At 70.3% G+C, this 23,566-nt stretch carries 21 protein-coding genes; 9 read left to right on the forward strand and 12 right to left on the reverse strand.

Annotation, left to right across the window (positions count from 1 at the left end):
• Positions 1-25: 25 nt before the first annotated feature.
• A complete protein-coding gene (locus OG510_RS08905) occupies positions 26-1,528 on the reverse strand; it encodes a diaminobutyrate--2-oxoglutarate transaminase family protein (protein WP_406136233.1) in 1,503 nt (500 codons plus the stop codon).
• A 337-nt stretch (positions 1,529-1,865) separates the two neighbouring features.
• Here OG510_RS08905 and OG510_RS08910 point away from each other — a divergent pair, with 337 nt between their 5' ends.
• Both OG510_RS08910 and OG510_RS08915 read left to right on the forward strand, forming a co-directional pair.
• Positions 1,866-3,086, forward strand: a complete 1,221-nt coding sequence (locus OG510_RS08910) for a trypsin-like serine peptidase (protein WP_406136234.1) — start codon at positions 1,866-1,868, stop codon at positions 3,084-3,086.
• 95 nt (positions 3,087-3,181) lie between these two features.
• A complete protein-coding gene (locus OG510_RS08915; protein ID WP_406136235.1) occupies positions 3,182-4,360 on the forward strand; it encodes a trypsin-like serine peptidase in 1,179 nt (392 codons plus the stop codon).
• 165 nt (positions 4,361-4,525) lie between these two features.
• Here the strand turns inward: OG510_RS08915 and hflX are convergent, their stop codons facing one another.
• The 6 genes from hflX to miaA all read right to left on the reverse strand — a co-directional run bounded on the left by hflX (position 4,526) and on the right by miaA (position 12,485).
• The gene (gene hflX, locus OG510_RS08920) at positions 4,526-6,043 is read right to left on the reverse strand and encodes a GTPase HflX (protein ID WP_164259048.1); all 1,518 of its coding nucleotides are present in this window, start codon (positions 6,041-6,043) and stop codon (positions 4,526-4,528) included.
• Positions 6,044-6,191: 148 nt separating this feature from the next.
• Positions 6,192-7,649, reverse strand: coding sequence for a M1 family metallopeptidase (locus tag OG510_RS08925; protein WP_406136236.1), 1,458 nt, complete (start codon positions 7,647-7,649; stop codon positions 6,192-6,194).
• A 105-nt stretch (positions 7,650-7,754) separates the two neighbouring features.
• Complete coding sequence (locus OG510_RS08930) at positions 7,755-9,899, reverse strand: RelA/SpoT family protein (RefSeq protein ID WP_406136237.1); 2,145 nt, start codon at positions 9,897-9,899, stop codon at positions 7,755-7,757.
• A gap of 139 nt (positions 9,900-10,038) precedes the next feature.
• On the reverse strand, positions 10,039-10,932 hold the full coding sequence (gene dapF, locus OG510_RS08935) for a diaminopimelate epimerase (protein WP_406136238.1): 894 nt from the start codon (positions 10,930-10,932) through the stop codon (positions 10,039-10,041).
• 46 nt (positions 10,933-10,978) lie between these two features.
• On the reverse strand, positions 10,979-11,440 hold the full coding sequence (locus OG510_RS08940) for a hypothetical protein (RefSeq protein WP_406136239.1): 462 nt from the start codon (positions 11,438-11,440) through the stop codon (positions 10,979-10,981).
• A 106-nt stretch (positions 11,441-11,546) separates the two neighbouring features.
• Positions 11,547-12,485 (reverse strand): tRNA (adenosine(37)-N6)-dimethylallyltransferase MiaA, encoded by a 939-nt coding sequence (miaA, locus tag OG510_RS08945; RefSeq protein WP_406136240.1) that lies wholly within the window; start codon positions 12,483-12,485, stop codon positions 11,547-11,549.
• A gap of 227 nt (positions 12,486-12,712) precedes the next feature.
• Between miaA and OG510_RS08950 the strand changes: the two genes are divergently transcribed.
• The gene (locus OG510_RS08950; protein ID WP_406136241.1) at positions 12,713-12,949 is read left to right on the forward strand and encodes a gliding motility protein; all 237 of its coding nucleotides are present in this window, start codon (positions 12,713-12,715) and stop codon (positions 12,947-12,949) included.
• A gap of 29 nt (positions 12,950-12,978) precedes the next feature.
• Complete coding sequence (locus OG510_RS08955; RefSeq protein ID WP_164259036.1) at positions 12,979-13,224, forward strand: antitoxin; 246 nt, start codon at positions 12,979-12,981, stop codon at positions 13,222-13,224.
• A gap of 79 nt (positions 13,225-13,303) precedes the next feature.
• Here the strand turns inward: OG510_RS08955 and OG510_RS08960 are convergent, their stop codons facing one another.
• The 3 genes from OG510_RS08960 to OG510_RS08970 form a co-directional block, all read right to left on the reverse strand.
• Positions 13,304-14,014 (reverse strand): class III extradiol dioxygenase subunit B-like domain-containing protein, encoded by a 711-nt coding sequence (locus OG510_RS08960; RefSeq protein ID WP_406136242.1) that lies wholly within the window; start codon positions 14,012-14,014, stop codon positions 13,304-13,306.
• A 92-nt stretch (positions 14,015-14,106) separates the two neighbouring features.
• Positions 14,107-15,609: a tRNA (N6-isopentenyl adenosine(37)-C2)-methylthiotransferase MiaB gene (gene miaB, locus OG510_RS08965; protein WP_406136243.1), complete on the reverse strand. Its 1,503-nt coding sequence runs from the start codon at positions 15,607-15,609 to the stop codon at positions 14,107-14,109.
• A gap of 93 nt (positions 15,610-15,702) precedes the next feature.
• Positions 15,703-16,335, reverse strand: coding sequence for a CBS domain-containing protein (locus tag OG510_RS08970; protein ID WP_406136244.1), 633 nt, complete (start codon positions 16,333-16,335; stop codon positions 15,703-15,705).
• Positions 16,336-16,547: 212 nt separating this feature from the next.
• Here OG510_RS08970 and OG510_RS08975 point away from each other — a divergent pair, with 212 nt between their 5' ends.
• The gene (locus tag OG510_RS08975; protein WP_406136245.1) at positions 16,548-17,543 is read left to right on the forward strand and encodes a TAXI family TRAP transporter solute-binding subunit; all 996 of its coding nucleotides are present in this window, start codon (positions 16,548-16,550) and stop codon (positions 17,541-17,543) included.
• Between the two features lie 82 nt (positions 17,544-17,625).
• Here OG510_RS08975 and OG510_RS08980 read toward each other — a convergent pair whose 3' ends face one another.
• Together OG510_RS08980 and OG510_RS08985 are read right to left on the reverse strand one after the other, a co-directional pair.
• Positions 17,626-19,020: a sensor histidine kinase gene (locus OG510_RS08980; RefSeq protein ID WP_406136246.1), complete on the reverse strand. Its 1,395-nt coding sequence runs from the start codon at positions 19,018-19,020 to the stop codon at positions 17,626-17,628.
• 14 nt (positions 19,021-19,034) lie between these two features.
• Positions 19,035-19,724, reverse strand: coding sequence for a response regulator transcription factor (locus tag OG510_RS08985; protein ID WP_406136247.1), 690 nt, complete (start codon positions 19,722-19,724; stop codon positions 19,035-19,037).
• Positions 19,725-20,040: 316 nt separating this feature from the next.
• Between OG510_RS08985 and OG510_RS08990 the strand changes: the two genes are divergently transcribed.
• The 4 genes from OG510_RS08990 to OG510_RS09005 all read left to right on the forward strand — a co-directional run bounded on the left by OG510_RS08990 (position 20,041) and on the right by OG510_RS09005 (position 23,465).
• Positions 20,041-20,835 carry an amino acid ABC transporter ATP-binding protein gene (locus tag OG510_RS08990; protein ID WP_164259021.1) on the forward strand — a complete coding sequence of 265 codons (795 nt, stop codon included), beginning with the start codon at positions 20,041-20,043 and terminating at the stop codon, positions 20,833-20,835.
• A 43-nt stretch (positions 20,836-20,878) separates the two neighbouring features.
• On the forward strand, positions 20,879-21,799 hold the full coding sequence (locus OG510_RS08995) for a glutamate ABC transporter substrate-binding protein (RefSeq protein ID WP_164259019.1): 921 nt from the start codon (positions 20,879-20,881) through the stop codon (positions 21,797-21,799).
• A gap of 134 nt (positions 21,800-21,933) precedes the next feature.
• The gene (locus OG510_RS09000; protein ID WP_406136248.1) at positions 21,934-22,581 is read left to right on the forward strand and encodes an amino acid ABC transporter permease; all 648 of its coding nucleotides are present in this window, start codon (positions 21,934-21,936) and stop codon (positions 22,579-22,581) included.
• Positions 22,578-23,465 carry an amino acid ABC transporter permease gene (locus OG510_RS09005; RefSeq protein ID WP_406136249.1) on the forward strand — a complete coding sequence of 296 codons (888 nt, stop codon included), beginning with the start codon at positions 22,578-22,580 and terminating at the stop codon, positions 23,463-23,465. Before OG510_RS09000 ends, OG510_RS09005 begins: the two co-directional genes overlap by 4 nt.
• Positions 23,466-23,566: the final 101 nt, after the last annotated feature.

Below are 23,566 nucleotides of genomic sequence, written 5' to 3' on the forward strand. Positions count from 1 at the left end.
CCGGGGGGAATGGGGGGAGGTGGTTTCAGTGCGGGACACGTTTCTCACGACGGCCATGCATGGCGTGGATGGCGCGTTCGGCGGCGGACAGGGCATCGGCCAGCCGGTCCAGAACCGCCTCTGCCTGCTCGTCGGTGAGGGTGAGGGGAGGCAGCAGCCGCACGACGCTTGTGTGACGGCCGCCGAGTTCGACAATGAGCCCCCTGGCCAGACACTCCCGCTGCACGGCGGCCGCGACCAGGTGGTCAGCAGGCGAAGGGTTAGTCGGCGAGGGGCCGACGGCACCGGGGCCCGGGAGATCCGCAACGTCTGCGGCCTCTGTGGCTTCGGCGGCCTCCAGGGCCTCCAGGGCCTCGGCGGCTCTGGTCCCACCGGCGGCTCTGGTCCTACCGGCGGCTTCCGGGTCGACGAACTCCAGGCCGATCATCAAGCCCCGGCCTCGGACGTCCCCGATGACCGGGTGGTCGGCGGCCAGACCCCGCAGCCTGGCGATCATGCGCGCGCCCAGGTCGGCCGCTCGCTCGGCCAGGCGGTTCTCACGGACATGGGCGAGGGTCGCGGCACCAGCGGCCATGGCGAGCTGATTGCCGCGGAAGGTACCCGCCTGGGCTCCGGGCTCCCAGCAGTCGAGTTCCGAGCGGTAGACGATGACAGCGAGCGGGAGGGAACCGCCGATGGCTTTGGACATCACCATCACGTCGGGCACGATCCCGCTGTGCTCGACGGCCCAGAAAGCACCGGTGCGGCCGACCCCGGTCTGTACCTCGTCCGCGATGAGCGGAATGGACCGGTCGGCGGTGATCTTCCGCATACGGCGCATCCAGCTGTCCGGTCCGGGGATCACCCCGCCCTCGCCCTGCACCGGTTCGAGGATCATCCCGGCCGGCTGCACGGCTCCGCTCCTGGGATCGTCCAGCAGATTCTCGGTCCAGTTGCCGGCGAGCTCCGAGCCACGGGCGCCGCCGACACCGAACGGGGAGCGGTAGTCCTGCGGATACGGGAGCCGGGTCACCCGCCCATCGCGGGCTCCGCCGGACACGGCAAGCGCACCGGCCGTCATACCGTGGCAGGCACCGGTGAAGGCGAGGATCCCGCTGCGGCCGGTGGCTGTGCGGACGAGCTTGAGAGCCGCTTCGACCGCGTCCGTACCGGCCGGACCGCAGAACCGAACCCGGGCGCGGTCCGCGAAGGCGCGCGGCAGTGTCTCGAACAGCTCTGTGATGAAAGCGTCCTTGACCGGCGTTGCGAGGTCCAGCACTTGCAGGGGCGCTCCCGAGTCGATCACCTTCTTGATCGCTTCGAGGACCACCGGATGGTTGTGTCCGAGCGCCAGGGTCCCCGCCCCGGACAGGCAGTCGAGATAGCGGCGTCCGTCCGCACCCTCGATGGTCAGCCCGCGGGCGCGTACCGGAACGATCGGCAGGGACCGCGCGTAGGTGCGGGCCGCGGATTCACGCATCGACTGGCGGCGCAGGATCCCCGCGTGCGCTGTCGTCACCGCCGACGGTGCGGTTTCGGTCACGGCCACTGCTGTCGGTCCTCCCGCTGTACGGATCAGCCGTGGCGCCGCTCGTCACACGACCGTCGCCCCGGCGCTGAACGCAGCCCAAAGGCCCCCCGTTCGTACCAACGACGAAGTCGCCCGGGAATCACGGCCGGGAAGGAAGGTCATTTGGGCGGCGGAACCACCGCCCTGCCTTATGCCGTCCACATCGGCACCGGCATAGTGGGGCCCGCACTTTGGTCCCGCACAGTTCCACGGTGCCGAAATCCGTAGTTCCGGATGTCCCGAAGTACCAGTCCGAAGTCCCAGTCCAGAGTCCCAGTCCCGAGTCCCAGTCCGACGTACCAGGGGGAATCACCACATGCGATCGCTACGCCCGACTTCCACCGAACGCCGCGGGAGGCGCGCATCCCGGCGAACCCTCCCCGCCATGGCCGCGGTTGGCCTCACGGCGGCACTCGCGCTGACCGTGACCGCCTGCGGTCCCGGCGACGACAACGCGAGTGACAAACCGGCTGCCACCACCTCGTCGTCCGCGGACGGCAAGGTGGTCATACCGGACAACGTGCGGAACGCGCTCAAGAAGCACGGCATCGATCTGGACAAGTGGAAGCACGGCGAGTGGAAGGACTGGAACAAGGACAAGTGGCTGCGTGAGGCGCAGGACTTCGTCAATCCGGTCATCTCCGGGCTCTGGGACCCGTCCAGGATGCGGCACGCCTCCAAGCCCCCGGAGAAGCCCGTCGACAATGACATCTCGGGTGACAAGGGGGTGACCGACCCGACTCCGTCGCCGGTGACCGCGCAGGGCGTGAACGCGCCGTACCACCAGAGCATCCCCGAGGCGGGCAAGGTCTTCTTCGACAGCCCCGAGGGCTCGATGGTCTGCTCCGCGACGGTCGTGGAGGACCCCGCGCACCCCGGGAAGTCCAACCTGGTGTGGACGGCCGGCCACTGCGTGCACGCCGGCAAGAAGGGCGGCTGGTACCGGAACATCGCCTTTGTCCCCTCGTACAACAACAGCGGTGAGTCCGCCGCTCAGTTGCAGAACGCCAAGAAGGAGGAAGTCGCCCCGTACGGCGTCTTCTGGGCGGACTGGGCCCAGACCTCCGAGCAGTGGATCAACGACGGCGGCCCCACCGGCGGCCAAGGTGCCCCGTACGACTTCGCGGTTCTGCACGTCACTCCGGAGAAGGGCAGCACCAAGTCCCTGGAGGAGACGGTCGGTGGCGCGCTTCCGGTGAACTTCAACGCCCCTGCCGTGCCCAAGATCCCGAGCCTGACGGCGACCGGTTACCCCGCGGCGCCGCCGTTCGACGGCCAGAAGCTGTTCCAGTGCTCCGACCGGCCGGGCCGTCTCTCGCTGTCGGCTGCCGACCCGACGATGTACCGCCTCGGGTGCACCATGACCGGTGGTTCCTCCGGTGGCGGCTGGATCGCCAAGGGCGCCGACGGCAAGCCCGCGCTGGTCTCCAACACCTCCATAGGCCCGGTGACCGCAGGCTGGCTGGCGGGTCCGCGCCTCGGCAAGGTGGCCAAGGGTGTCTACGACTCGGTCAGCAAGAAGTACGCGGACCAGTAGACCCGGCCTGGTCCCACACCTGCACGCAGGTGTCCCACCAGCCGGTGTCCGGCAGACAACGACAACGTTCATGCACCATCAGGGGGAACAGCTCCATGCGATCCATCCGTCCGATACTGACCGCCACCGGGGTGGCCGCAGCCCTTGCGCTGACGGCCACCGCGTGTGGCGGCGGTGAAGACAAGACGGCTGCTCCGGCGGCCGACAGCTCCTCGGCATCCACGGCGGCACCGGCATCCGGGGCGGACGCCGCGGCCGGTGTGGCGGACGCCCTCAAGCGCCACGGCGTCGATCTGGCGAAGTGGAAGAGCGGCCAGTGGAAGAACTGGGACAAGGACAAGTGGCTGCGTGATGCCAAGGACTTCGCCAATCCGGTGATCAAGGGGCTGTGGAAGCCCGACCGGATGAAGACGGCCAAGGATCCGCAGAAGACCATGGCCTACGGCGACAGTTCGGGCGATCAGAACGTGACCGATCCCGAACCCGCCCCGGTCAAGGCCCAGGAGGAGAAGCGCCCGTACCACCGGTACGCGGCGCCCGTCGGGAAGGTCTTCTTCGACTCCCCCGAAGGCTCCATGGTCTGCTCGGGCACGGTCGTCAAGGACCCGAAGCACCCAGGCAAGTCCAATCTGGTATGGACCGCGGGCCACTGTGTCCACGCGGGCGGCAAGGGCGGCTGGTACCGGAATATCATGTTCGTGCCGTCGTACAACGACCAGGGCAAGTCGGTCGCCCAGCTGCGGAACGCGCAGCCGCAGGAGGTCGCCCCGTACGGCGACTACTGGGCGGACTGGGCCATGACGTCCAACGCCTGGATCAAGGACGGGGGCCCGACCGGCGGGCAGGGAGCGGCGTACGACTACGCCCTGCTCCATGTGAAGCCGGAGAACGGGGGCAAGTCCCTGGAGGAGACCGTCGGCAACGCGCTGACCGTCGACTTCAACGCCCCCGCGCCCAGCAGCATCTCCGCGATGGGCGCCTGGGGTTACCCGGCGGCCCCGCCGTTCAACGGTCAGCTGATGAACAAGTGCGTCGACCGGCCGGGCCGGCTGTCCGTAGGCCCCGGTACACCGGCGATGTGGCGTATCGGCTGCACCATGACCGGTGGCTCGTCGGGCGGCGGCTGGTTCATCGCTGGTCCTGACGGCAAGTCGGAGCTGGTCTCCAACACCTCCATAGGCCCGGTCACCTCGGGCTGGCTGGCGGGCCCGCGGCTCGGCCAGGGTGCGCAGCAGCTCTACCGGGCGATGAGCGACCGGTACGCGAACCAGTAACCGCGCGCGTCTGTAGGGCCGGCGGTCCACCGGCCCTACAGCCGGCAACGGCCGAGGGCCCGTCGTTCTCCCCGCGGGGAGAACGACGGGCCCTCGGCCGTTCGTACGGGTGGACGCACCCGAAGTTCCGCAGCGCCGAAGAGCGGGGCGCTGCGGCGCCGTGCGTCAGGAAGCCACGGGTACGTACGGCGCCAGATCGGCGGCCAGTTCCTCGTGCACCAGTGCCTTCAGCAGAGTGCCCTCCGGGGTGTGCTCCTCGGAGATGACCTCGCCGTCGGAGTGGGCGCGGGCGACGAGCTGTCCGTGCGTGTAGGGCACGAGCACCTCCACCGCGACCTGCGGGCGGGGCAGCTGTTCGTCGATCAGCGCGAGCAGCTCGACGATGCCCTGTCCCGAGCGGGCCGACACCGCGATGGCGCGGCGTTCGATACGCAGCAGCCGCTGCAGGACGAGGGGGTCGGCCGCGTCCGCCTTGTTGATCACGACGATCTCCGGCACATCGGTGGCCCCGACCTCCCTGATCACCTCGCGTACGGCTGCGAGCTGCTCCTCCGGAGCCGGGTGCGCACCGTCCACCACGTGCAGGATCAGGTCGGACTCGCCGACCTCCTCCATGGTGGAGCGGAACGCCTCGACCAGGTGGTGCGGCAGATGCCGGACGAATCCGACGGTGTCCGCGAGCGTGTAGAGCCGCCCGCTCGGTGTCTCGGCCTTGCGGACGGTCGGGTCCAGGGTGGCGAACAGGGAGTTCTCCACCAGCACCCCCGCGCCCGTCAGCCGGTTCAGCAGGGAGGACTTGCCGGCGTTGGTGTACCCGGCGATCGCGACCGACGGCACCCTGTGGCGCTTGCGCTCCTGGCGCTTGATGTCGCGCCCGGTCTTCATCTCCACGATCTCCCGGCGCATCTTCGCCATCTTCTCGCGGATCCGGCGCCGGTCCGTCTCGATCTTGGTCTCACCGGGACCACGCGTGGCCATACCGCCACCGCCGCCCGCACCGGCGCCGCCCATCTGCCGGGAGAGCGACTGGCCCCAGCCGCGCAGCCTGGGCAGCATGTACTGCATCTGCGCGAGTGCGACCTGCGCCTTGCCCTCCCGGGACTTGGCGTGCTGGGCGAAGATGTCCAGGATCAGCGCCGTGCGGTCCACGACCTTGACCTTGACGACGTCTTCCAGGTGGATCAGCTGGCCGGGGCTGAGCTCACCGTCGCAGACCACGGTGTCCGCGCCCGATTCGAGCACGATGTCCCGCAGCTCCTGCGCCTTGCCCGACCCGATGTAGGTGGCGGGGTCCGGCTTGTCCCGGCGCTGCACCACACCGTCGAGAACCAGCGCGCCCGCCGTCTCGGCGAGGGCCGCCAGCTCCGCGAGGGAGTTCTCCGCGTCCTGTGCGGTGCCCGAGGTCCAGACGCCCACCAGCACCACGCGCTCCAGGCGCAGCTGCCGGTACTCGACCTCGGTGACGTCTTCGAGTTCGGTGGAGAGACCGGCCACCCGCCGGAGGGCGGCGCGCTCCGAGCGGTCGTACTGATCGCCGTCCCGCTCACCGTCGATCGAGTGGCTCCAGGCGACGTCCTCTTCCATCAGGGCATCGGCCCGAAGGCTCTCGTTGAAGCTCTGGGCTTCGTGCTCGTGCGCTTCCTGCTCGTGCGCGTCCTGGGAAGTGGAAGAAGAGGAGGTCATTGGATCCTTACGTCGAACCGGTAGAAAGTTTCGTTCATCAGTCACAACGCGTGACGGCCGCCGATGATTCCCTGAGGTCCCACCGGGTCCGGCAGCGCCGCCGACGCGTCGATAGTGACATGGTGCGCTCACGTCCGTCACCCGGGTTTCAGCCCTTGTGCGCCTTGGGCGGCGCGGCGCTGCGCCAGTCCGGGTGGCCCGGCATGGGCGGGGTCTTCTTCCCGTACAGCCAGCCCCGGAAGAATCCCGAGAGGTCGCGTCCTGACACCCGTGAGGCGAGTGCGGCGAAGTCGGCGCTGGTGGCGGACCTGTCGCGGTAATCACTGACCCAGCTGTGCTCCACCGCCGAGAAGGCTGCCGCGCCGATCTCCCGGCGGAGCGCGTAGAGCACGAGCGCGCTGCCGTCGTAGACCACCGGCCGGAAGATGCTGATCTTCTGCCCCTGCACGGGAGGCTTCGGAGCGGCCGGCGGGCCGTCGCTCGCCCGCCAGCCGTCTGACTGGCGGTAGGCGTCGCGCATCCGGGTGTCCAGCGGCTTCCCGTCGTGCTCGTCGGCGTAGAGCGCTTCGTACCAGGTGGCGTGGCCCTCGTTCAGCCAGAGATCGGACCAGCTGTGCGGCGAGACGCTGTCGCCGAACCACTGGTGGGCGAGCTCATGGACCATGACGGAGTCGACGTACCACTCCGGGAAGGACTCCCCGGTGAACATCCGCCGTTCGAAGAGCGACAGGGTCTGGGTCTCCAGCTCGAAGCCGGTGTCCGTGTCGGCGATGAGGACCCCGTACGTCTCGAAGGGGAAGCGTCCGGCCTTCGACTCCATCCAGGCCAGCTGGGCGGGTGTCTTCCGCAGCCAGGGTTCGAGTTTCTTTCGGTCGGCCGCCGGTACGACGTCGCGCACCGGCAGCCCGTGCGGGCCGGTCCTGTGGAGCACGGCCGAGTCGCCGATCGACACCTGGGCCAGTTCGGTGGCCATGGGGTGACGGGTGCGGTAGGTCCAGGTGGTGCGGCCTGCGCGGGTGGTGCGCGGTCCCGGCAGGCCGTTGGCGACGACGGTCAGTTTCCGCGGCGCGGTGATCCGGAAGGTGAAGAACGCTTTGTCGCTGGGGTGGTCGTTGCAGGGGAAGACACGGTGGGCGGCGTCCGCCTGGTTGGCCATGGCCAGGCCGTCGGGGGTCCTGATCCAGCCGCCGTCCGCCGCCCCGCGCGGGTCGCTGGTGTGGCGCACGGTGATCCGCAGCGGGCGTCCGGCGCCGATCGCGCCGCGCGGGGTCACGACCAGGTCCTCGTCGGCGGAGGCGAAGCCGGCGGGCCTGCCGTTCACCTCCACCGAGTGGACGGTGCCGCGGGCGAAGTCGAGGTTGATGCGCCGCAGTGACGCCGTGGTCCTGGCGTCGATCGTGGTCACGGCCTCCAGCGGTCTGGTGTTGCTGCCGGGGTAGGTGAGGCCGATGTCGTACGAGAGGACGTCGTACCCGGGGTTGCCCAGGTGCGGGAAGAGCGGGTCGCCGATGCCGAGGGGGACGGGTGCGGGCAGTGTGGCGGCGACGAGGGCCGCCGATGCGGTCGCGAGCAGAACGGCTCGCGAGCGCCGGGAGATGAACAGCATGGACTACGGCTACCAGCCCCTGCCGCGCACACCCCGGCACAGCGCGCCGGGCCACCCGAACGTGTCGTCAGGCGGTCGTGCCGCCGGGCGCCGGCCGGATACCGGTCAGGCGGTGGCGGGGTGCTGGGCGCGGCTCACATCGTAGACGCCTGGCACGTCCCGCATGGTGCGCATCAGGGCCGGGAGCCCGGCGGCGTCCGGGAGTTGCAGCGTGTAGGTGTGGCGTACGCGTTGCTCGGACGGCGGTTCCACGGTGGCCGAGACGACCGCGACACCCGCTGTCGCGATGGCCTCGGTGAGGTCGGCGAGCAGCTGCGGCCGTCCGAACGCCTCGGCGACCAGGGTGACTCTGCAGTCGCCTGTGGCACCCCAGTTGACCTCGACGGGCGGGCGCCCCAGGGACAGCATCCGGGCCACCGATGGGCACCCCTCGCGGTGGACGGTGACGGCGCCGCCCCGCACGGTGAATCCGGTGACGGCGTCGGGCGGCACCGGCGTACAGCACCCGGCCAGCCGTACTGTCGCGTTCGGCACGCCCACGACGGCTCCGGCGGCCGCTCTGCGCATCGCCCCGCCGGTCACCGACGCGATCGGCCTGGGTGCCGCCGCGGGCACGGCGGCCCCTTCCGGGTGGGCGTCGAGCCAGCCGGTGATCGCGATCCGGGCGGCCGGGGTGCGTACATGGCCGAGCCAGTCGGGTGAGGGCCCGGACGCGGTGTCCTCGGCGAGCAGCAGCTGGACCGTGTCGCCGTCGCTGAGCACCGTACTGAGCGTCGCCAGACGGCCGTTGACCCGGGCGCCGATGCAGGCGTGCGCCTTCTCGCCGTGCTGTGCGTAGGCGGCGTCCACACAGCTCGCCCCCGCGGGCAGACCGAGGGTGCCGCCGTCGGCCCTGAAGACCGTGATCTCCCGGTCCTGTGCGAGGTCGGCGCGGAGGGTGGACCAGAACGTGTCGGGGTCGGGCGCCGACTCCTGCCATGCGAGGAGCCTGGAGAGCCAGCCGGGGCGGGTGGGATCGACGCGTTCGCCGTCCGTGGTGCCGGCGGCGGCGCGGGCGATGGTGGCGGCGGACTGCGGGCCGTCGAGCGGTACGTACGGGTTGCCGAGCGCGACGACCCCGGCCTCGGCGACCTTGTGCATCAGGTGGGTACGGATGAGGACTTCGGCGACGTCCCCGCCGGGCGTGGCGACGGCCGTGTGCAGCGACTGGTAAAGGTTGAACTTGGGCGAGGCGATGAAGTCCTTGAACTCGGAGATGACCGGTGTGAAACAGGTGTGCAGCTCGCCCAGTGCTCCGTAGCAGTCGGCGTCCTCGCCGACGAGCACCAGGAGCCGGCCGAAGTCGGTGGGGCACAGCTCGCCGCGTTTCATCCTGACCCGGTGGACCGAGACGAAGTGGCGTGGCCTGATGAGGACTTCGGCGGTGATGCCCGCCTCTCTCAGGACCCTTCTGACGTCGTCGGCGATGGCGGCGAGCGGGTCGGCGGCCGCGTCCTGGGCGGCGATGAGGGCACGGGTGATCTCGTACTCCGCCGGGTGCAGGATCGCGAAGACCAGATCCTCCAGCTCGGTCTTGAGCGCCTGTACACCGAGCCGTTCGGCCAGCGGGATCAGGACGTCACTGGTGACCTTGGCGATCCTGACCTGTTTCTCGGGGCGCATCACACCGAGCGTGCGCATGTTGTGCAGCCGGTCGGCGAGTTTGATCGACATGACCCGGACGTCGTCGCCGGTGGCCACCAGCATCTTGCGGAAGGTCTCGGGTTCGGCGGCGGCCCCGTAGTCGACCTTCTCCAGTTTGGTCACGCCGTCGACCAAGTAGCAGACCTCGTCGCCGAATCCCGCCCGTACCTGATCGAGCGTCACCTCGGTGTCCTCGACGGTGTCGTGGAGGAGCGACGCGGTCAATGTGGTGGTCTCGGCGCCGAGTTCGGCGAGGATCAGGGTCACCGCGAGGGGGTGCGTGATGTAGGGCTCGCCGCTCTTGCGCATCTGACCGCGGTGGGACGTTTCAGCAAGGACGTACGCCCGGCGCAGGACGGCGAGGTCGGCATCGGGGAAGTGCGCCCGGTGGGCCTCGGCGACATGGCCGATGGCGTCGGGCAGCCCGCCGCGCGAGGCGGGCCCGAACAGTGCGGCACGGCCCAGTCTGCGCAGATCGATGCGGGCGCGGCCGCGTCTGCGGCCCGGATTGTCCACCGGACGGGTCTCCGGGGACGCACCGTTGGGGCTGGCGGCCTCTGCACTCATGGCACCTCCGGCAGTGTCGACCGGCGGTGGACTGGCTGCGACTGGGCGCTCCGGGCCGGTGCTTGATGCTACCGAGCCCACCACGCGGTGCCCGCCCGCTCCCGCCCAGCGTGAAACGGATCACCCATTCGAGCGAAGTCTAGGAGGGGGCCGTTTCCCCGCGGGAAAGGGCGGTCTCCCTGAACAGGCCGTCGATGGTGCCCTCGGCGACGATCACCGCGGGGCCCGTCATCTCGATCCCGCCGTCCGGCAGCTCCGTGATCACCAGACGTCCGCCGGGGAGGTCGACGGTGTACGTGACGGGCTCGCCGGTGAGCGCGGGGTCGGTGCCGTCCCTGCGGGCCGCGGCGACGGCGACGGCGCAGGCGCCCGTACCGCAGGACCTGGTCTCGCCCGAGCCGCGCTCGTGCACCCGCATGGCGACGTGACGTTCGCCCCGGTCCACGACGAACTCGACGTTGACACCGTCCGGGTAGACGGACGCGGGCTCGAACCCCGGTACGGAGAGCAGGGGTCCGGCGTCGTCCAGATCGTCCACGAAGACGACGGCGTGCGGATTGCCCATGTTCACGTTCAGCGCGGGCCAGGCCCGGTCGCCGACCGTGACGGTCACCCCGTCGGCGGGGAGCACGGCCCGGCCCATCGAGACGGTGACGTCCCCGTTCTTCGCGAGGTGGACCCGCTTCACTCCGCCGCGCGTCGCGATGGCCAGGTCCCCTTCGCCCACCAGTTGGGCGCGCTGGAGGTACCGGGCGAAGACGCGGACGCCGTTGCCGCACATCTCGGCGGTGGATCCGTCGCCGTTGCGGTAGTCCATGAACCACTCGGCCTCACCGGCCATCGCCTGGGCCTCCGGGTGCGCGGCGGACCGCACGACGTGCAGCAGGCCGTCGCCGCCGATACCCGCCCGGCGGTCGCAGAGCACGGCGACGGCGGACGCGGACAGGTCGATGACGTTGTCCGGGTCGGGGACGATCACGAAGTCGTTCTCGGTCCCGTGGCCCTTGAGGAAGGCGATCTGCGAGGTGGTCACCCCGCCATCGTACGAGGTGGGCCCGGATCGGGGCGGCCGGGTGCGCTCAGCGCAGCCGGGCCACGCGCCCCACGGCGAGCGCCACGATCACGCAGAAGGCCAGGACGTAGAGGGTGGCCATCCGCCAGTCGGGGCGCGCCCCCGAACCTCTGGCGGGCAGTCCGGGCCAGGTGTAGCCGACGCGGCGGGCGGCCATCATGCCCCAGCCCGCGGCGCAGCAGCTGATCAGCAGCCCGAGCATGGCGACCACCGGGCCGCCGTCACCGAACTCGAAGGCGAGCGGGAACGCGAACATCAGCGATCCGACGGCGGCCAGCACCACGATCGGGGCGAGCTGCCAGATGCGCAGCCGCCGCTGCGGCCTCAGTTCGACCTCGACCTCGGGGGCCGTATCGGAGATGTCCTGGGCGTCGGGTCCGTCGGGGCTGAGCCGCGGGGCCTCATCGGGGTGTCCCGGGGCGTCGGCACGTTCCACGTCGCGTTCGCTGTCGCGAGGGCCGGCCTCCATCGCCACACGCCCTCCCCACTCGGACTCCACTGTCGATCGCAAATCGATGATGGCACGCCCCCCGACCGCGAACTGACGGGCTGAGCGTCCCGATGCCATCACGTGATCAGGCTGTGACCGCCCGTTCGACCAAGGCCAGCGCCCGCCCGGGAAGTTCCGTCCGGTCGGCGGCCGCGCCGCTGAGCCAGTGCACCCGTGGATCACGCCGGAACCATGAATCCTGGCGGCGCGCGAAGCGCTTCGTGGCGCGTACGGTCTCGGCGCGCGCCTCGTCGTCGGTGCACTCCCCCGCGAGCGCCGCGAGCACCTGCTGGTAGCCGAGGGCGCGCGACGCGGTGCGCCCCTCGCGGAGCCCGCGGGCCTCCAGAGCGCGTACCTCGTCCACCAGACCGGAGTCCCACATCCGGTCGACGCGCAGGGCGATACGTTCGTCCAGCTCGGGGCGGGCGACGTCGACGCCGATCTGCACCGTGTCGTAGACCGGGTCGGGGCCCGGCAGATTGGCGGTGAAGGGTTTCCCGGTGATCTCGATGACCTCCAGGGCCCGGACGATCCTGCGGCCGTTGCTGGGCAGGATCGCCACGGCGGCCTCCGGGTCGGCGGCGGCCAGCCGGTCGTGGAGCGCTCCGGGGCCGTGCCGCTCCAGCTCCTCCTCAAGGCGTGCCCGTACGCCGGGGTCGGTGCCGGGGAACTCCAGCGCGTCGATGGCCCCGCGGACGTAGAGCCCGGAGCCCCCCACGAGGACCGGTGTCCGGCCCGCGGCGAGGAGCCGGTCGATCTCCGCGCGGGCGAGCCGCTGGTACTCGGCGACGCTGGCCGCCTCGGTCACGCTCCAGATGTCGAGGAGGTGGTGCGGAACGCCGCCGCGCTCTTCGAGGGTCAGCTTGGCGGTGCCGATGTCCATGCCCCGGTAGAGCTGCATGGAGTCGGCGTTGACCACCTCGCCGTCGAAATGCCGGGCGATGGCGACGCCCAGATCGGACTTTCCGGCCGCGGTGGGACCGACGACGGCGATGACCCGCGCTGCGGGAGCTGCACTTCTCACAGGCTCAGTCTCGCAAACCCGGGGGCCTGTCCCCGAATGAGTTACGTGACGGCCGGGTGCCCGGATTCGTTTCCTCTTCCGAGGTTCCGGCCGGTGGCTTTCGACCGGTGGCCCCGGTCGGCGCAATCAGGCGCTCCGGGCGGCGAGGAATTTCGCTCACACGAGTACGTTATGGAGTGAATATGGGTATTTTTGCAGTGTTTCGCCGGAAGACGAAGGACGTAGTCGTGGAGCCGGCCGTGGAAGCCGGGACCGAAGCTCCGGGCCAGGAGCCGGCCGCGGAACCGGCCGGGGCGCCCGCCGCCGAGCAGGCGCCGGAGAAGCGGGCGGACGAGCCCGTACCGGCAGCGCCCGCGTCCGCGGAGGACACCGCGGCCGGTACCGTCGAGAGTGTGGAGATCCCGCGTCAGCAGTCGGCGGCCGCGGCCGCCGACAATGAAGCCGGCGAGGGCGTTCGCAAGTAGACCGCCCTCCAGAGGGAAGTAGGTAGGCCATGGGATTCCTGGACAATGTGAAAGCCAAGCTCGGACCGGCCAAGGAAAAGGTCTCCGACCTGGCCGAGCAGCACGGCGACAAGATCGGGGAGGGGCTGGACAAGGCCGCTCACACGGTCGACGCCCGGACCAACGGCAAGTACAGCGACAAGATCGAGTCGGGCACCGGCAAGGCCAAGGAGGCCCTGGAGCGGCTCGCGCACAAGGACGACGGCGGTACGTCCAAGCCGCCCACTGCTTCCTGATCCGGCGCAGCAAGACAGGCGGTCGTGGAGCTTTCCGCTCCGCGGCCGCCTGCCCGCCGCGTTCCGGAGCAGGCTGTCCTCAGGACCAGGTGGCGACGTAGTACCCGACCCCGTACGGAGCGTCGTCGTAGAGCAGTTGTCCGCCCGGCTCCATGCCCTCGGCCGCACCCGCGAGTACCTGCCAGGGCGCACGGCCCGCGGCCTGCAGTTCGTACGCCAGGGTGGCGTCCAGCGCCTTCAGCGCGGCCACGTCCGCCGTGCCCAGGGCCCGCGCGGCGGCGGCGTCGAATCCCGCGGCGCGTTCGTCCAGGTAACCAGGTGCCTTCAGGGTGCGGCAGGCGCTGCCGTCGCCCATGACCAGCAGGGCGACCCGTTCGGCGCGGCCGGCCAGTTCCCTTCCGGCCGCCAGGCAGCGCTCGGGCTCAAGCGGCTCACCGACGCCCAGCCCCTCGACCGGTGCGTCGGCCCACTCCGCGCGGCTCAGCAGCCAGGCGGCGACCGACAGGGAGGGCGGGAGTTCCCGTCCGCCACGGGCGTCCGACGTACCCAGCCGGACCCGGAGGTCGACGCCGAAGCCGCTGAACGAGCCGGTGGCGCCCTCGGGGTGTGTGCCCCGGCTCTCGGCACCGGCGGGTCCCACGACGATCAGCAGATCGGGCCGGGCCGCGGCGAGCACCCCTACGGCGTCGAGGCAGGCTGCCCTGGCAGCGTCGAGTTCGGACGCCGCACCCGCGGCCACCTCGGGCACGAGCAGGGGCGGGCAGGGGCACACGGCGGCGGCTACGAGCATGATCCGCAGCCTAGTCCGCCAGGTCGGCGACCGGCCAAGACCCCGGCCCCGATGGCACGGCAACGAGACAGGCCGCCTCCCGGACGGCAGCCCTAGTCGCAGCCACAGCCTCCGGCCACGGCGGGCTCCGGTGCCGGAGCGCCGATGCCAGGCAGCCCGAGCATCACACCGGCCGGCTTGGCCGCCGCCGCGGTGTTGCGCTTCTCCCAGGCGTCCCCCGACCTGGTGCGCCGTACCGCCTTGGCCGGGCCCTCGGCGAGGAGGTGGTGCGGGGCCGCGTAAGTGATCTCCACCGTCACCACATCGCCGGGGCGCACCTCGGTGTCCGGCTTGGTGAAGTGCACCAGCCTGCTGTCGGCCGCGCGCCCGGAGAGCCGGTGCGTCGCGCCGTCCTTGCGGCCCTCGCCCTCGGCGACCATGACGTCCACGGTGCGGCCGACCTGGGTCTTGTTCTCCTCCCAGGAGATCTCCTCCTGGAGCGCCGAGAGCCGCATGTAGCGCTCCTGGACGACCTCCTTGGGGACCTGCCCCTCCATGGTCGCGGCCGGGGTCCCGGGACGCTTGGAGTACTGGAAGGTGAACGCCTGCGCGAAGCGCGCCTCGCGGACCGCGTGCATCGTCTGCTGGAAGTCCTCCTCGGTCTCGCCGGGGAAGCCCACGATGATGTCGGTGGAGATCGCGGCGTGCGGGATGGCGGCCCGCACCTTGTCGATGATCCCGAGGAAACGCTCCTGCCGGTAGGACCTGCGCATCGCCTTGAGGACGGTGTCCGAACCGGACTGCATCGGCATGTGGAGCTGGGGCATCACGTTCGGCGTCTCGGCCATCGCCGCGATCACGTCGTCCGTGAAGTCACGGGGGTGCGGCGAGGTGAAGCGGACCCGCTCCAGCCCCTCGATCTTCCCGCAGGCCCTCAGCAGCTTGGAGAACGCCTCGCGGTCGCCGATGTCCGAGCCGTACGCGTTGACGTTCTGGCCGAGCAGCGTGATCTCCGAGACGCCCTCGTCCACCAGCGCCTCGATCTCGGCGAGGATGTCGCCGGGCCTGCGGTCCTTCTCCTTGCCGCGCAGCGCCGGGACGATGCAGAAGGTGCAGGTGTTGTTGCAGCCCACGGAGATCGAGACCCACGCGGCGTACGCGCTCTCGCGGCGGGTCGGCAGCGTCGAGGGGAACGCCTCGAGCGACTCGGCGATCTCGACCTGGGCCTCGCCCTCGATCCGGGAGCGCTCGAGCAGCACCGGGAGCTTGCCGATGTTGTGCGTGCCGAAGACGACATCGACCCACGGCGCGCGCCGGACGATGGTGTCCCTGTCCTTCTGGGCCAGGCAGCCGCCGACGGCGATCTGCATACCGGGGCGCCTGGTCTTCATCGGGGCGAGCCTGCCGAGGTTGCCGTACAGCTTGTTGTCGGCGTTCTCGCGCACCGCGCAGGTGTTGAAGACGACGACATCGGCATCACCGTCGGCGCCCTCCGGCGCGCGGACATATCCGGCGTCCTCCAGAAGCCCCGACAGCCGTTCACTGTCGTGGACGTTCATCTGGCAGCCGTAGGTGCGGATCTCGTAACTTCGGTTCAGGGCGTCCTGCGCGGTCATGTCACCAGGGTAGGCGGTGCCGGGCGGGTGTCGGGCCCCGGCCGGACGAGGGGCCGGCCCGCCGGGGTTCCGTCCGGCGCTTCGGCGGTCCGGCTAGTCCCCGCCGGCGCTGTCGTCCACCTCGTACTGCAGGCGCTCGGAGACCTCGACCACTCCGTCCACACCGCGGCACAGCCGTACCGCGGCCGGAATCACGCTCCGCCGCTCGACCAGGCCGCTGAGCATGACATGTCCGTCGCTGACGTCCACCGTGATCGCGGAGGGTGAGAGGCCCAGGGTCCGGGTCAGGACGCCTTCCAGCACCTCCTCCTGGATGGCGCGGTCGCGGCGGAGGAAGACCTGGAGGAGATCACTGCGGCTGATCACGCCCGCCAGCCGCCCGGTGTCGTCGACGACCGGCAGCCGTTTGACGCTCCTGGCCTGCATCAGCCAGCCGGCCTCGACGATCGTCCAGTCCGGGTACGCGACCACCGCCGGGCTGGTCATCAGCCCTTCCGCGGTGGTCGCCTCGGTCTTGGAGTGCTGGTCGGGCTCCTGCCGGAGGGCGGGCAGCAGCGCGGTCAGGCCCAGCTGCTTGCGGAGCAGATCGGCCTCGGAGACCACGCCCACCGGCCGGTCGTCCTCGTCCACGACGGGAACGGCCGAAATACGGTGCTCGGTGAGCAGCCGGGCGATCTCCTTGAGGAACGTCCCCCGCTGCACCCGTACGACATTGGTCGACATCATCTGTCCGACAGTTCGGCTCGACGTCACTGCAGCCTCCGGGGCACGGTCCAGCGGCAATCGGCTGCCGGCTGGTGATCAAGGACCAATAGTGACAGCCATGAACCGGACTCAATAATTCCGGACCGGCCGGGCCGGCGGCGCGGCAGGCGTCCCGCCCGCCCGCTGTCCCGCTCCCCTGTTCGCCGGGGGCCTGAACTGGCAGGATCGCGCGCATGCCCAAGGCCCTGTCCCGCATCAGCCGCCGTCGCGCCCTCCAGGGCACGGCGGCCGTCGTGGTGGTCGCCGGGCTGCTGATGTGGTGGCTGCTGCCCATCGGCCCGCCGTCGCCGCGCGGGACCGTGACCTTCAGTACGGGGGTGCGGACCGGTGTCTACCAGCTCTACGGGAAGCTGCTCAGCCCCACGCTCGCGCACGACCTGCCCGGAGTGGACATCCGTCTCCAGCCCAGCGAGGGCTCCCAGCAGAACCTCGCCAGGGTGGCGACGGGCCAGGCCGACTTCACCATCGCGACCGCCGACGCGATCGCGAAGTACATCGAGGACGGCAAGCCCGGCGCCGACCGGCTGCGCGGCTGCGCGCGGCTGTACGACGACTATGTGCAGCTCGCCGTCGACGACAGCTCCACGGTCAGGCGCGCGGCGGACCTGCGGCACAAGCGGGTCGCGGTGGGCCAGCCCGGCTCCGGTGTGCGGCTGATAGCCGACCGGGCGCTGCGGGCCGCCGGGCTCGATCCGGTCAAGGACATCACGGCCGTACCCGCGGGGATCGACACCAGCCCGGAGCTGCTTGCGGCGGGCAGGATCGACGCGTTCTTCTGGTCGGGGGGCCTGCCGACCGACGCCGTACGCGATCTGGCCGCGCGCCATCCGATCCGGCTGGTCCCGCTGGACGATCTCGTGACCCGGCTGCACGCGGCGGGCGGCACCACCCGCTACTACCGCTCGGCCGTCATGCCGGCCGACGCCTACCGCCAGGCCCGTAACGGCGCCCCGGTACCCACCATCGCGGTTGCGAACGTTCTGGTCACCACCGACCGCGAGGACCCTGAGCTGACCGAGGGCTTCACCCGCAGTGTGATCCGCAGCCGCGACCGCATCGGCATGCAGGTGCACGCCGCGCAGCTGGTCGACGTACGGACCGCGATCTACACGGACCCGCTGAAGCTGGACGAGGGCGCCCGGAGCTACTACCGGTCGGTCAAGCCCTGAGCGAGCAGCCGGCCGAGCCTGGGCGAGCGGTAGGTCGAGCCTGAGCGTGCGGTCGGTCGGCCGGTCGAGCTTGACCGTGCGGTCAGCTGTCCGGCGCGGTGCGCGGCACCGTCACGGTCACCCGGAGCCCGTGCGGTTCGTTCTGCTCGTACGCGATCGTGCCGCGGCCCGCCGTCAGCAGGGCGCGCGAGATGGAGAGGCCGAGGCCCGAGCCCTTGATGTTCTGGTGGCGGCCGCTGCGCCAGAACCGGTCGCCGATCCGGGCCAGTTCGTCCTGGCTGAGGCCCGGTCCGCCGTCGGCGACCGTGATCCGGGACGAGGAGCCGTCGGAAGCGGTCTCGACCCGCACCTCCTCGCCCGCCGGGGTGAACTTCAGCGCGTTGTCGATCACCGCGTCCAGGGCGCTGGAGAGCGCGACGGGGTCGGCCCAGGCGGTGACCGCCGCGGCGCCCCCCTCGGTGAGCCGGACACCCTTGGCCTCCGCGACCGGGCTCCAGGCCGCGACCCGCTCGGCCGCCAGCTCGGCGATGTCGGTGAGCCGCAGCTCCGCCGCGGTGTGCTCGGCCAGCGCCAGATCCAGGAGGTCGTCGAGCACCTGGCCCAGGCGCTTGCCCTCGGTGCGTACGGAGGCGATCTCCTCGTTGCCCTCCGGGAGTTCGAAGGCGAGCAGCTCGATCCGCAGCAGCAGCGCCGCGAGCGGGTTGCGCAGCTGGTGCGAGGCGTCGGCCACGAAGGCCCGCTGCTGCTCCAGCACGTCCTCGACGTTGTCGGCCATCTCGTTGAACGACCGGGCAAGACGGCGCAGTTCGGGCGGGCCGCTGCCGGAGGCGACGCGTGAGTTCATCAGCCCGGTCGCGATGCCGTGGGTGGCGGCGTCCAGGGTCCGTACCGGAAGGAGCACCCAGCCGGTGAGCCGGAAGGCGGCGCCCACGGCGAGCAGCATCGCCCCCGCCTCGCCCGCGCCGATGAGCAGCCAGCCGCGGACGGTGCGTGAACGCATCTGGCCGGTGGGCGAGTCGGTGACCACCACCGCGATCACATCGCCGTTCCTGACGACGGGCGAGGCGACGATCAGCCGCCCCCGCTGCCAGGGCCAGATCTGCGCCGGGTCCCGGCTGCGCCGTCCGGCGAGCGCGTCCTCGAAGGCGGTCCGCCCCTCGCCGCTGACCGGGACCTGCCAGGACCGCGGGGCCGCTGCCATGGCGACGCGGTCGCGGTAGAAGACGCCGGCCCGGATGCCGTACACCGTCTGGTAGCGGTCGAGTTCCTCCTGGAGGGTGTCGTGCCGCTCCTGTTCGCTGGCCGGTATCTCGGTGACGAACTGGGCCTCCTCGGCCATCCGCGCGGTGTCGTCGATCCGGTCGACGACCACCTTCTGCTGTGCGGCGGCCGCCACGCTCAGCGCGAGCGGGAAGCCGAGCGCGAGCAGCACCCCGGCCATGAGGACGATGAGCAGCGGAAGCAGTCGTGCGCGCACGGGCCCGACGCGCCTCAGGCCGGGACGACGAGGCGGTAGCCGACGCCGCGCACGGTCTCGATCAGGGCGGGCAGCTGCAGTTTGGAGCGCAGCGAGGCGACGTGCACCTCCAGGGTGCGGCCGGTCCCCTCCCAGCTGGTCTGCCAGACCTCGCTGATGATCTGCTCCCGGCGGAAGACGACGCCGGGGCGCTGGGCGAGCAGCGCCAGCAGGTCGAACTCCTTGCGGGTCAGCTGTATCTCGCCGCCGTCCACGCTGACGCGCCGGGTGGGCAGCTGGATCTCGATGGGGCCGACCCGGAGTGCGGCCGCCGGGAGCGGCCCGGTGTCGTCGCCCGCGCTCTTGCGCCGGCTGACGGCGTGGATGCGGGCGAGCAGTTCGCCCGTGTCGTAGGGCTTGACGACGTAGTCGTCGGCGCCGAGGTTGAGGCCGTGGATACGGGACCGCACATCGGCCCGGGCGGTCACCATGATCACCGGGGTGTCGGTGCGCTTGCGGATCTTCCCGCAGACCTCGTAGCCGTCCAGGTCGGGCAGGCCGAGGTCCAGCAGGATGACGCCGAAGGGCTCCTGCTCGTCCGGCAGCAGGGACCGCAGCGCCTCCTCGCCGTTGCGGGCGTGCACGACTTTGAAGCCGTGCCTGGCCAGTACGGCGGACAGGGCGGCGGCCACGTGGTTGTCGTCCTCGACGAGCAGCAGTCTCATGGGCCCCTCTCGTTATCGGTACGTCTGATGATCCGGATCCGGTTCCGTGCCCCGGCAGGATCCAGCCGTATCCAGGCATCCACGCCGATGGCCGCCGCACCAGTCAAGAGGGTTCCGGATTCCGGCGGTTTCCGTTACGCACCCGGTACTCCGGATCGCGGCGACCTTCACCAGGAGTGTCCGGCCCGTGCCCACGTGCAACCAGATCGTGATGCTCAATTTCCGCTCAGATGTAATGACGCTGGTAGGAGCGCCTCATTACTGTCCTTCCAACCAAGACCGCACTTGCGGTCGAGGAGGACGGAGCGAACAGCCGATGAGCGGAGTGCCAGTGACCGAGTCCGCCGAATCAGCCGAAGACCCCCTGCCGGTAGCGGACGATCTGGTCGTACTGAGCAACGTCAACAAGCACTTCGGCGCGCTGCATGTGCTCCAGGACATCGACCTGACCATCGCGCGCGGCGAGGTCGTGGTCGTCATCGGGCCCTCGGGGTCCGGTAAGTCCACGCTGTGCCGCACCATCAACCGTCTGGAGACAGTCGACTCCGGCGCGATAACGATCGACGGCAAGCCCCTCCCCGCCGAGGGACGGGAGCTGGCCAGGCTGCGTGCCGATGTCGGCATGGTCTTCCAGTCGTTCAACCTCTTCGCGCACAAGACTGTTCTGCAGAACGTGGTGCTCGGCCAGACCAAGGTGCGCAAGACCGAGAAGAAGGCCGCCGAGGACAAGGCGCGTGCGCTGCTGGACCGGGTGGGTGTCGGTGCCCAGGCCGACAAGTTCCCCGCGCAGCTCTCCGGCGGCCAGCAGCAGCGTGTCGCGATCGCCAGGGCGCTGGCGATGGACCCGAAGGTCATGCTCTTCGACGAGCCGACCTCCGCGCTCGACCCCGAGATGATCAATGAGGTCCTCGAGGTCATGCAGCAGCTGGCCCGTGACGGCATGACGATGATCGTCGTCACCCACGAGATGGGATTCGCGCGCTCCGCGGCCAACCGGGTCGTCTTCATGGCCGACGGGAAGATCGTCGAAGAGGCCGTCCCGGAGCAGTTCTTCAGCAACCCCCGCAGTGACCGCGCCAAGGACTTCCTGTCGAAGATCCTTCACCACTGATGAGACAGACGTCCAACGGGCGCCGAAACAGAGGATGTTCAGCATGAAGTTCCGTAAGTCCGCCGCCTTCGCGACGATCGCCGTGCTCGCTCTGACCGGTACCGCCTGCGGCGGCAAGTCGGGCTCGGCCGGCGACAACGGCGCGGCGAAGCCCGGCGCCGCCGACGCCCCCAAGCTCCCCACGTACACGGTCGCCAAGAACGTCTCCCTCGACTCCCCCACGTTCAAGAAGGCCAAGAAGCGCGGCAAGCTGGTGATCGGCGCGAAGGCCGACCAGCCGTACCTCGGCTTCGAGGACCAGTCGACCAAGGAGCGCTCCGGCTTCGACGTCGAGATCGCCCGGATGATCGCCGCGGACCTGGGCTTCTCGAAGGACCAGATCGAGTGGAAGACCGTGGACTCCGGTATCCGTGAGACCGCCATCGCCAAGGGCCAGGTCGACTACTTCGTCGGTACGTACACGATCAACGACGAGCGCAAGAAGCTCGTCGGATTCGCCGGGCCCTACTACAAGGCGGGTGCCTCGCTGCTCGTCCGCAAGGACGAGAAGGCCATCACGGGTCCGGAGACCCTGAAGGGCAAGAAGGTCTGCTCGATCAAGGGCTCCACCCCGCTCGCGGAGATCGAGAAGCCGAAGTACGGCGCGAAGACCACCGAGCTGGCCAAGTACTCCGACTGCGTGCAGGAGCTGCTGACGAAGCAGGTCGACGCGGTCACCACCGACGACGCGATCCTCAAGGGGTACGCGGCCCAGAACCCGAAGAAGCTCCAGGTGGTCGGCAAGCCGTTCACCGAGGAGCCGTACGGGGTCGGCATGGGCAAGAACGACAAGGCGCTGCGCGACTTCATGGACTCGGCCCTGGAGAAGCACGTCAAGGACGGCACGTACAAGAAGATCTACGACGCCACCCTGGGTCTGTCCGGATCCTCGTACGTCGCGCCGCCGGCCGTCGAGCGCTACTGATCCACCGGGCGCCGCGCGCCGCACCCAGCGGCCCGCCGGTACCGCCTGTCCGTAAGCGCAGAAGCGCCCCGTACCCCGGTACGGGGCGCCACGCCCCCTGTCTTCCAGCTGCTGCCCGCCGACGCGGAGACCTCATGAACGTACTTTTCGACCACTTTTCGGCGTTCCGCGACGGCTTCATAGGAACCCTGGAGATCACCGTCATCAGCACGGTCATCGCCTGTGTCCTGGGCATCGTCATCGCCGGCTTCCGGGTCTCGCCCGTGCCGCCGCTGCGGTTCTTCGGGACGGCCTGGGTCACGATCCTGCGGAACACCCCTCTGACGCTGCTCTTCCTCGTCGCCACCTTCGTGGTCCCCGAGATCTTCTTCCCGGGGATGAGCCCCTTCCTGCTGGCGTCGCTCGCGCTCGGCTTCTACACCTCGTCGTTCGTCTGCGAAGCCATCAGGTCCGGGATCAGCACGGTCCCGGTGGGCCAGGCCGAAGCGGCCCGCTCGCTCGGTCTCAGCTTCTCCCAGACCCTGCGGATGATCGTGCTGCCGCAGGCGACGCGCACCGTCATCGCCCCGCTGAGCAGCATCATCATCGCGCTCACCAAGAACTCCGCCATCGCCGGTGCCTTCAGCGTCACCGAACTCTTCGGCTGGCAGAAGGCCATGAGCGACCTGGGGTACGGGATCGTCCCCCTCTTCATCTGGGTCGCCATCGGCTACCTGATCATCACCTTCGCGATCAGCGGCATCTTCCGCCTCGTCGAGAGCCGTATGGAGGTCGCCCGATGAGTGCCAGCGTGCTCTACGACGCACCCGGCCCCAAGGCCGTCGTACGCAACCGGATCTACTCGGTCCTCGGCAGTGCGGCCATCGTCGCGCTGATCGTCGTCGCCGTCGTACGTCTCTCCAGCAAGGGGGACCTCGACGGCGGTATGTGGGACATCTTCAACTACAGCGGCATCCGCACGAACATCGCCGACGCCGTCGTCGCCACGCTCAAGGCGTTCGCGCTGGGCGCGGCGGGTTCGCTGGTGCTGGGTGTGGTGCTGGTCGTCGGCCGGCTCTCCGACCACCGTCCGGTGCGGTGGGTGGCGACCGCGTTCATCGAGGTCTTCCGCTCCATTCCGCTGCTGATCACCATCTACGCGATCTGGGTCGGGTTCCTCACCGACTACTCGATGTGGGCGCTGGCTCTGGGCCTCGCCGTCTACAACGGCTGTGTGCAGGCCGAGGTGCTCAGGGCCGGCATCAACTCCGTACCGAAGGGGCAGCGCGAGGCCGCGTACGCCCTGGGGATGCGTAAGTCGCAGGTGGTGGCGACGGTTCTGATGCCGCAGGCCGTCCGTGCGATGCTGCCGACCATCATCAGCCAGCTGGTCGTCACGCTGAAGGACACCTCGCTCGGTTACATCATTCTCTATCCGGAGCTGCTGGCGACCGCACGGCTGATCGCCAGCAACACACCGGTCAACGGGCAGTACCCGTACGTCTCGACGATCGTCGTCATCGGTGCCATCTATCTGGCGATGTGCCTGCTCCTCTCGGCGCTCGCCACCTGGATCGAGAAGCGCGGGCGGCGGGCGAAGACGGGGATCGCCGTAGGGCCCGCGGCCGTACCCCCGGGAGTGTCGGGCGCGTCCGACGCGGTCGGGGGCGGCACGGTCGGGGTCTGACCGGGGGCAGGCCCCGGGACCTGACCGGCGGCGGGCCTCGGGGCTTGACCGGCGGCGGGCCTCGGGGCTTGACCGAGGCCGGGACCTGGGGCTGACCGGCA

It is taken from the genome of Streptomyces sp. NBC_01089, from assembly GCF_045162975.1.
Taxonomy (GTDB): Bacteria; Actinomycetota; Actinomycetes; order Streptomycetales; family Streptomycetaceae; genus Streptomyces.

What these genes read in the sequence shown, in the direction of transcription:
- OG510_RS08910 (WP_406136234.1), top strand. Translation starts at nt 1,866, where the DNA reads ATGCGATCGCTACGCCCGACTTCCACCGAACGCCGCGGGAGGCGCGCA.
- OG510_RS08915 (WP_406136235.1), top strand. Translation starts at nt 3,182, where the DNA reads ATGCGATCCATCCGTCCGATACTGACCGCCACCGGGGTGGCCGCAGCC.
- hflX (WP_164259048.1), bottom strand. Translation starts at nt 6,043, where the DNA reads ATGACCTCCTCTTCTTCCACTTCCCAGGACGCGCACGAGCAGGAAGCG.
- OG510_RS08925 (WP_406136236.1), bottom strand. Translation starts at nt 7,649, where the DNA reads ATGCTGTTCATCTCCCGGCGCTCGCGAGCCGTTCTGCTCGCGACCGCA.
- OG510_RS08930 (WP_406136237.1), bottom strand. Translation starts at nt 9,899, where the DNA reads ATGAGTGCAGAGGCCGCCAGCCCCAACGGTGCGTCCCCGGAGACCCGT.
- OG510_RS08940 (WP_406136239.1), bottom strand. Translation starts at nt 11,440, where the DNA reads ATGGAGGCCGGCCCTCGCGACAGCGAACGCGACGTGGAACGTGCCGAC.
- OG510_RS08955 (WP_164259036.1), top strand. Translation starts at nt 12,979, where the DNA reads ATGGGATTCCTGGACAATGTGAAAGCCAAGCTCGGACCGGCCAAGGAA.
- OG510_RS08960 (WP_406136242.1), bottom strand. Translation starts at nt 14,014, where the DNA reads ATGCTCGTAGCCGCCGCCGTGTGCCCCTGCCCGCCCCTGCTCGTGCCC.
- miaB (WP_406136243.1), bottom strand. Translation starts at nt 15,609, where the DNA reads ATGACCGCGCAGGACGCCCTGAACCGAAGTTACGAGATCCGCACCTAC.
- OG510_RS08970 (WP_406136244.1), bottom strand. Translation starts at nt 16,335, where the DNA reads ATGATGTCGACCAATGTCGTACGGGTGCAGCGGGGGACGTTCCTCAAG.
- OG510_RS08975 (WP_406136245.1), top strand. Translation starts at nt 16,548, where the DNA reads ATGCCCAAGGCCCTGTCCCGCATCAGCCGCCGTCGCGCCCTCCAGGGC.
- OG510_RS08985 (WP_406136247.1), bottom strand. Translation starts at nt 19,724, where the DNA reads ATGAGACTGCTGCTCGTCGAGGACGACAACCACGTGGCCGCCGCCCTG.
- OG510_RS08990 (WP_164259021.1), top strand. Translation starts at nt 20,041, where the DNA reads ATGAGCGGAGTGCCAGTGACCGAGTCCGCCGAATCAGCCGAAGACCCC.
- OG510_RS08995 (WP_164259019.1), top strand. Translation starts at nt 20,879, where the DNA reads ATGAAGTTCCGTAAGTCCGCCGCCTTCGCGACGATCGCCGTGCTCGCT.
- OG510_RS09000 (WP_406136248.1), top strand. Translation starts at nt 21,934, where the DNA reads ATGAACGTACTTTTCGACCACTTTTCGGCGTTCCGCGACGGCTTCATA.
- OG510_RS09005 (WP_406136249.1), top strand. Translation starts at nt 22,578, where the DNA reads ATGAGTGCCAGCGTGCTCTACGACGCACCCGGCCCCAAGGCCGTCGTA.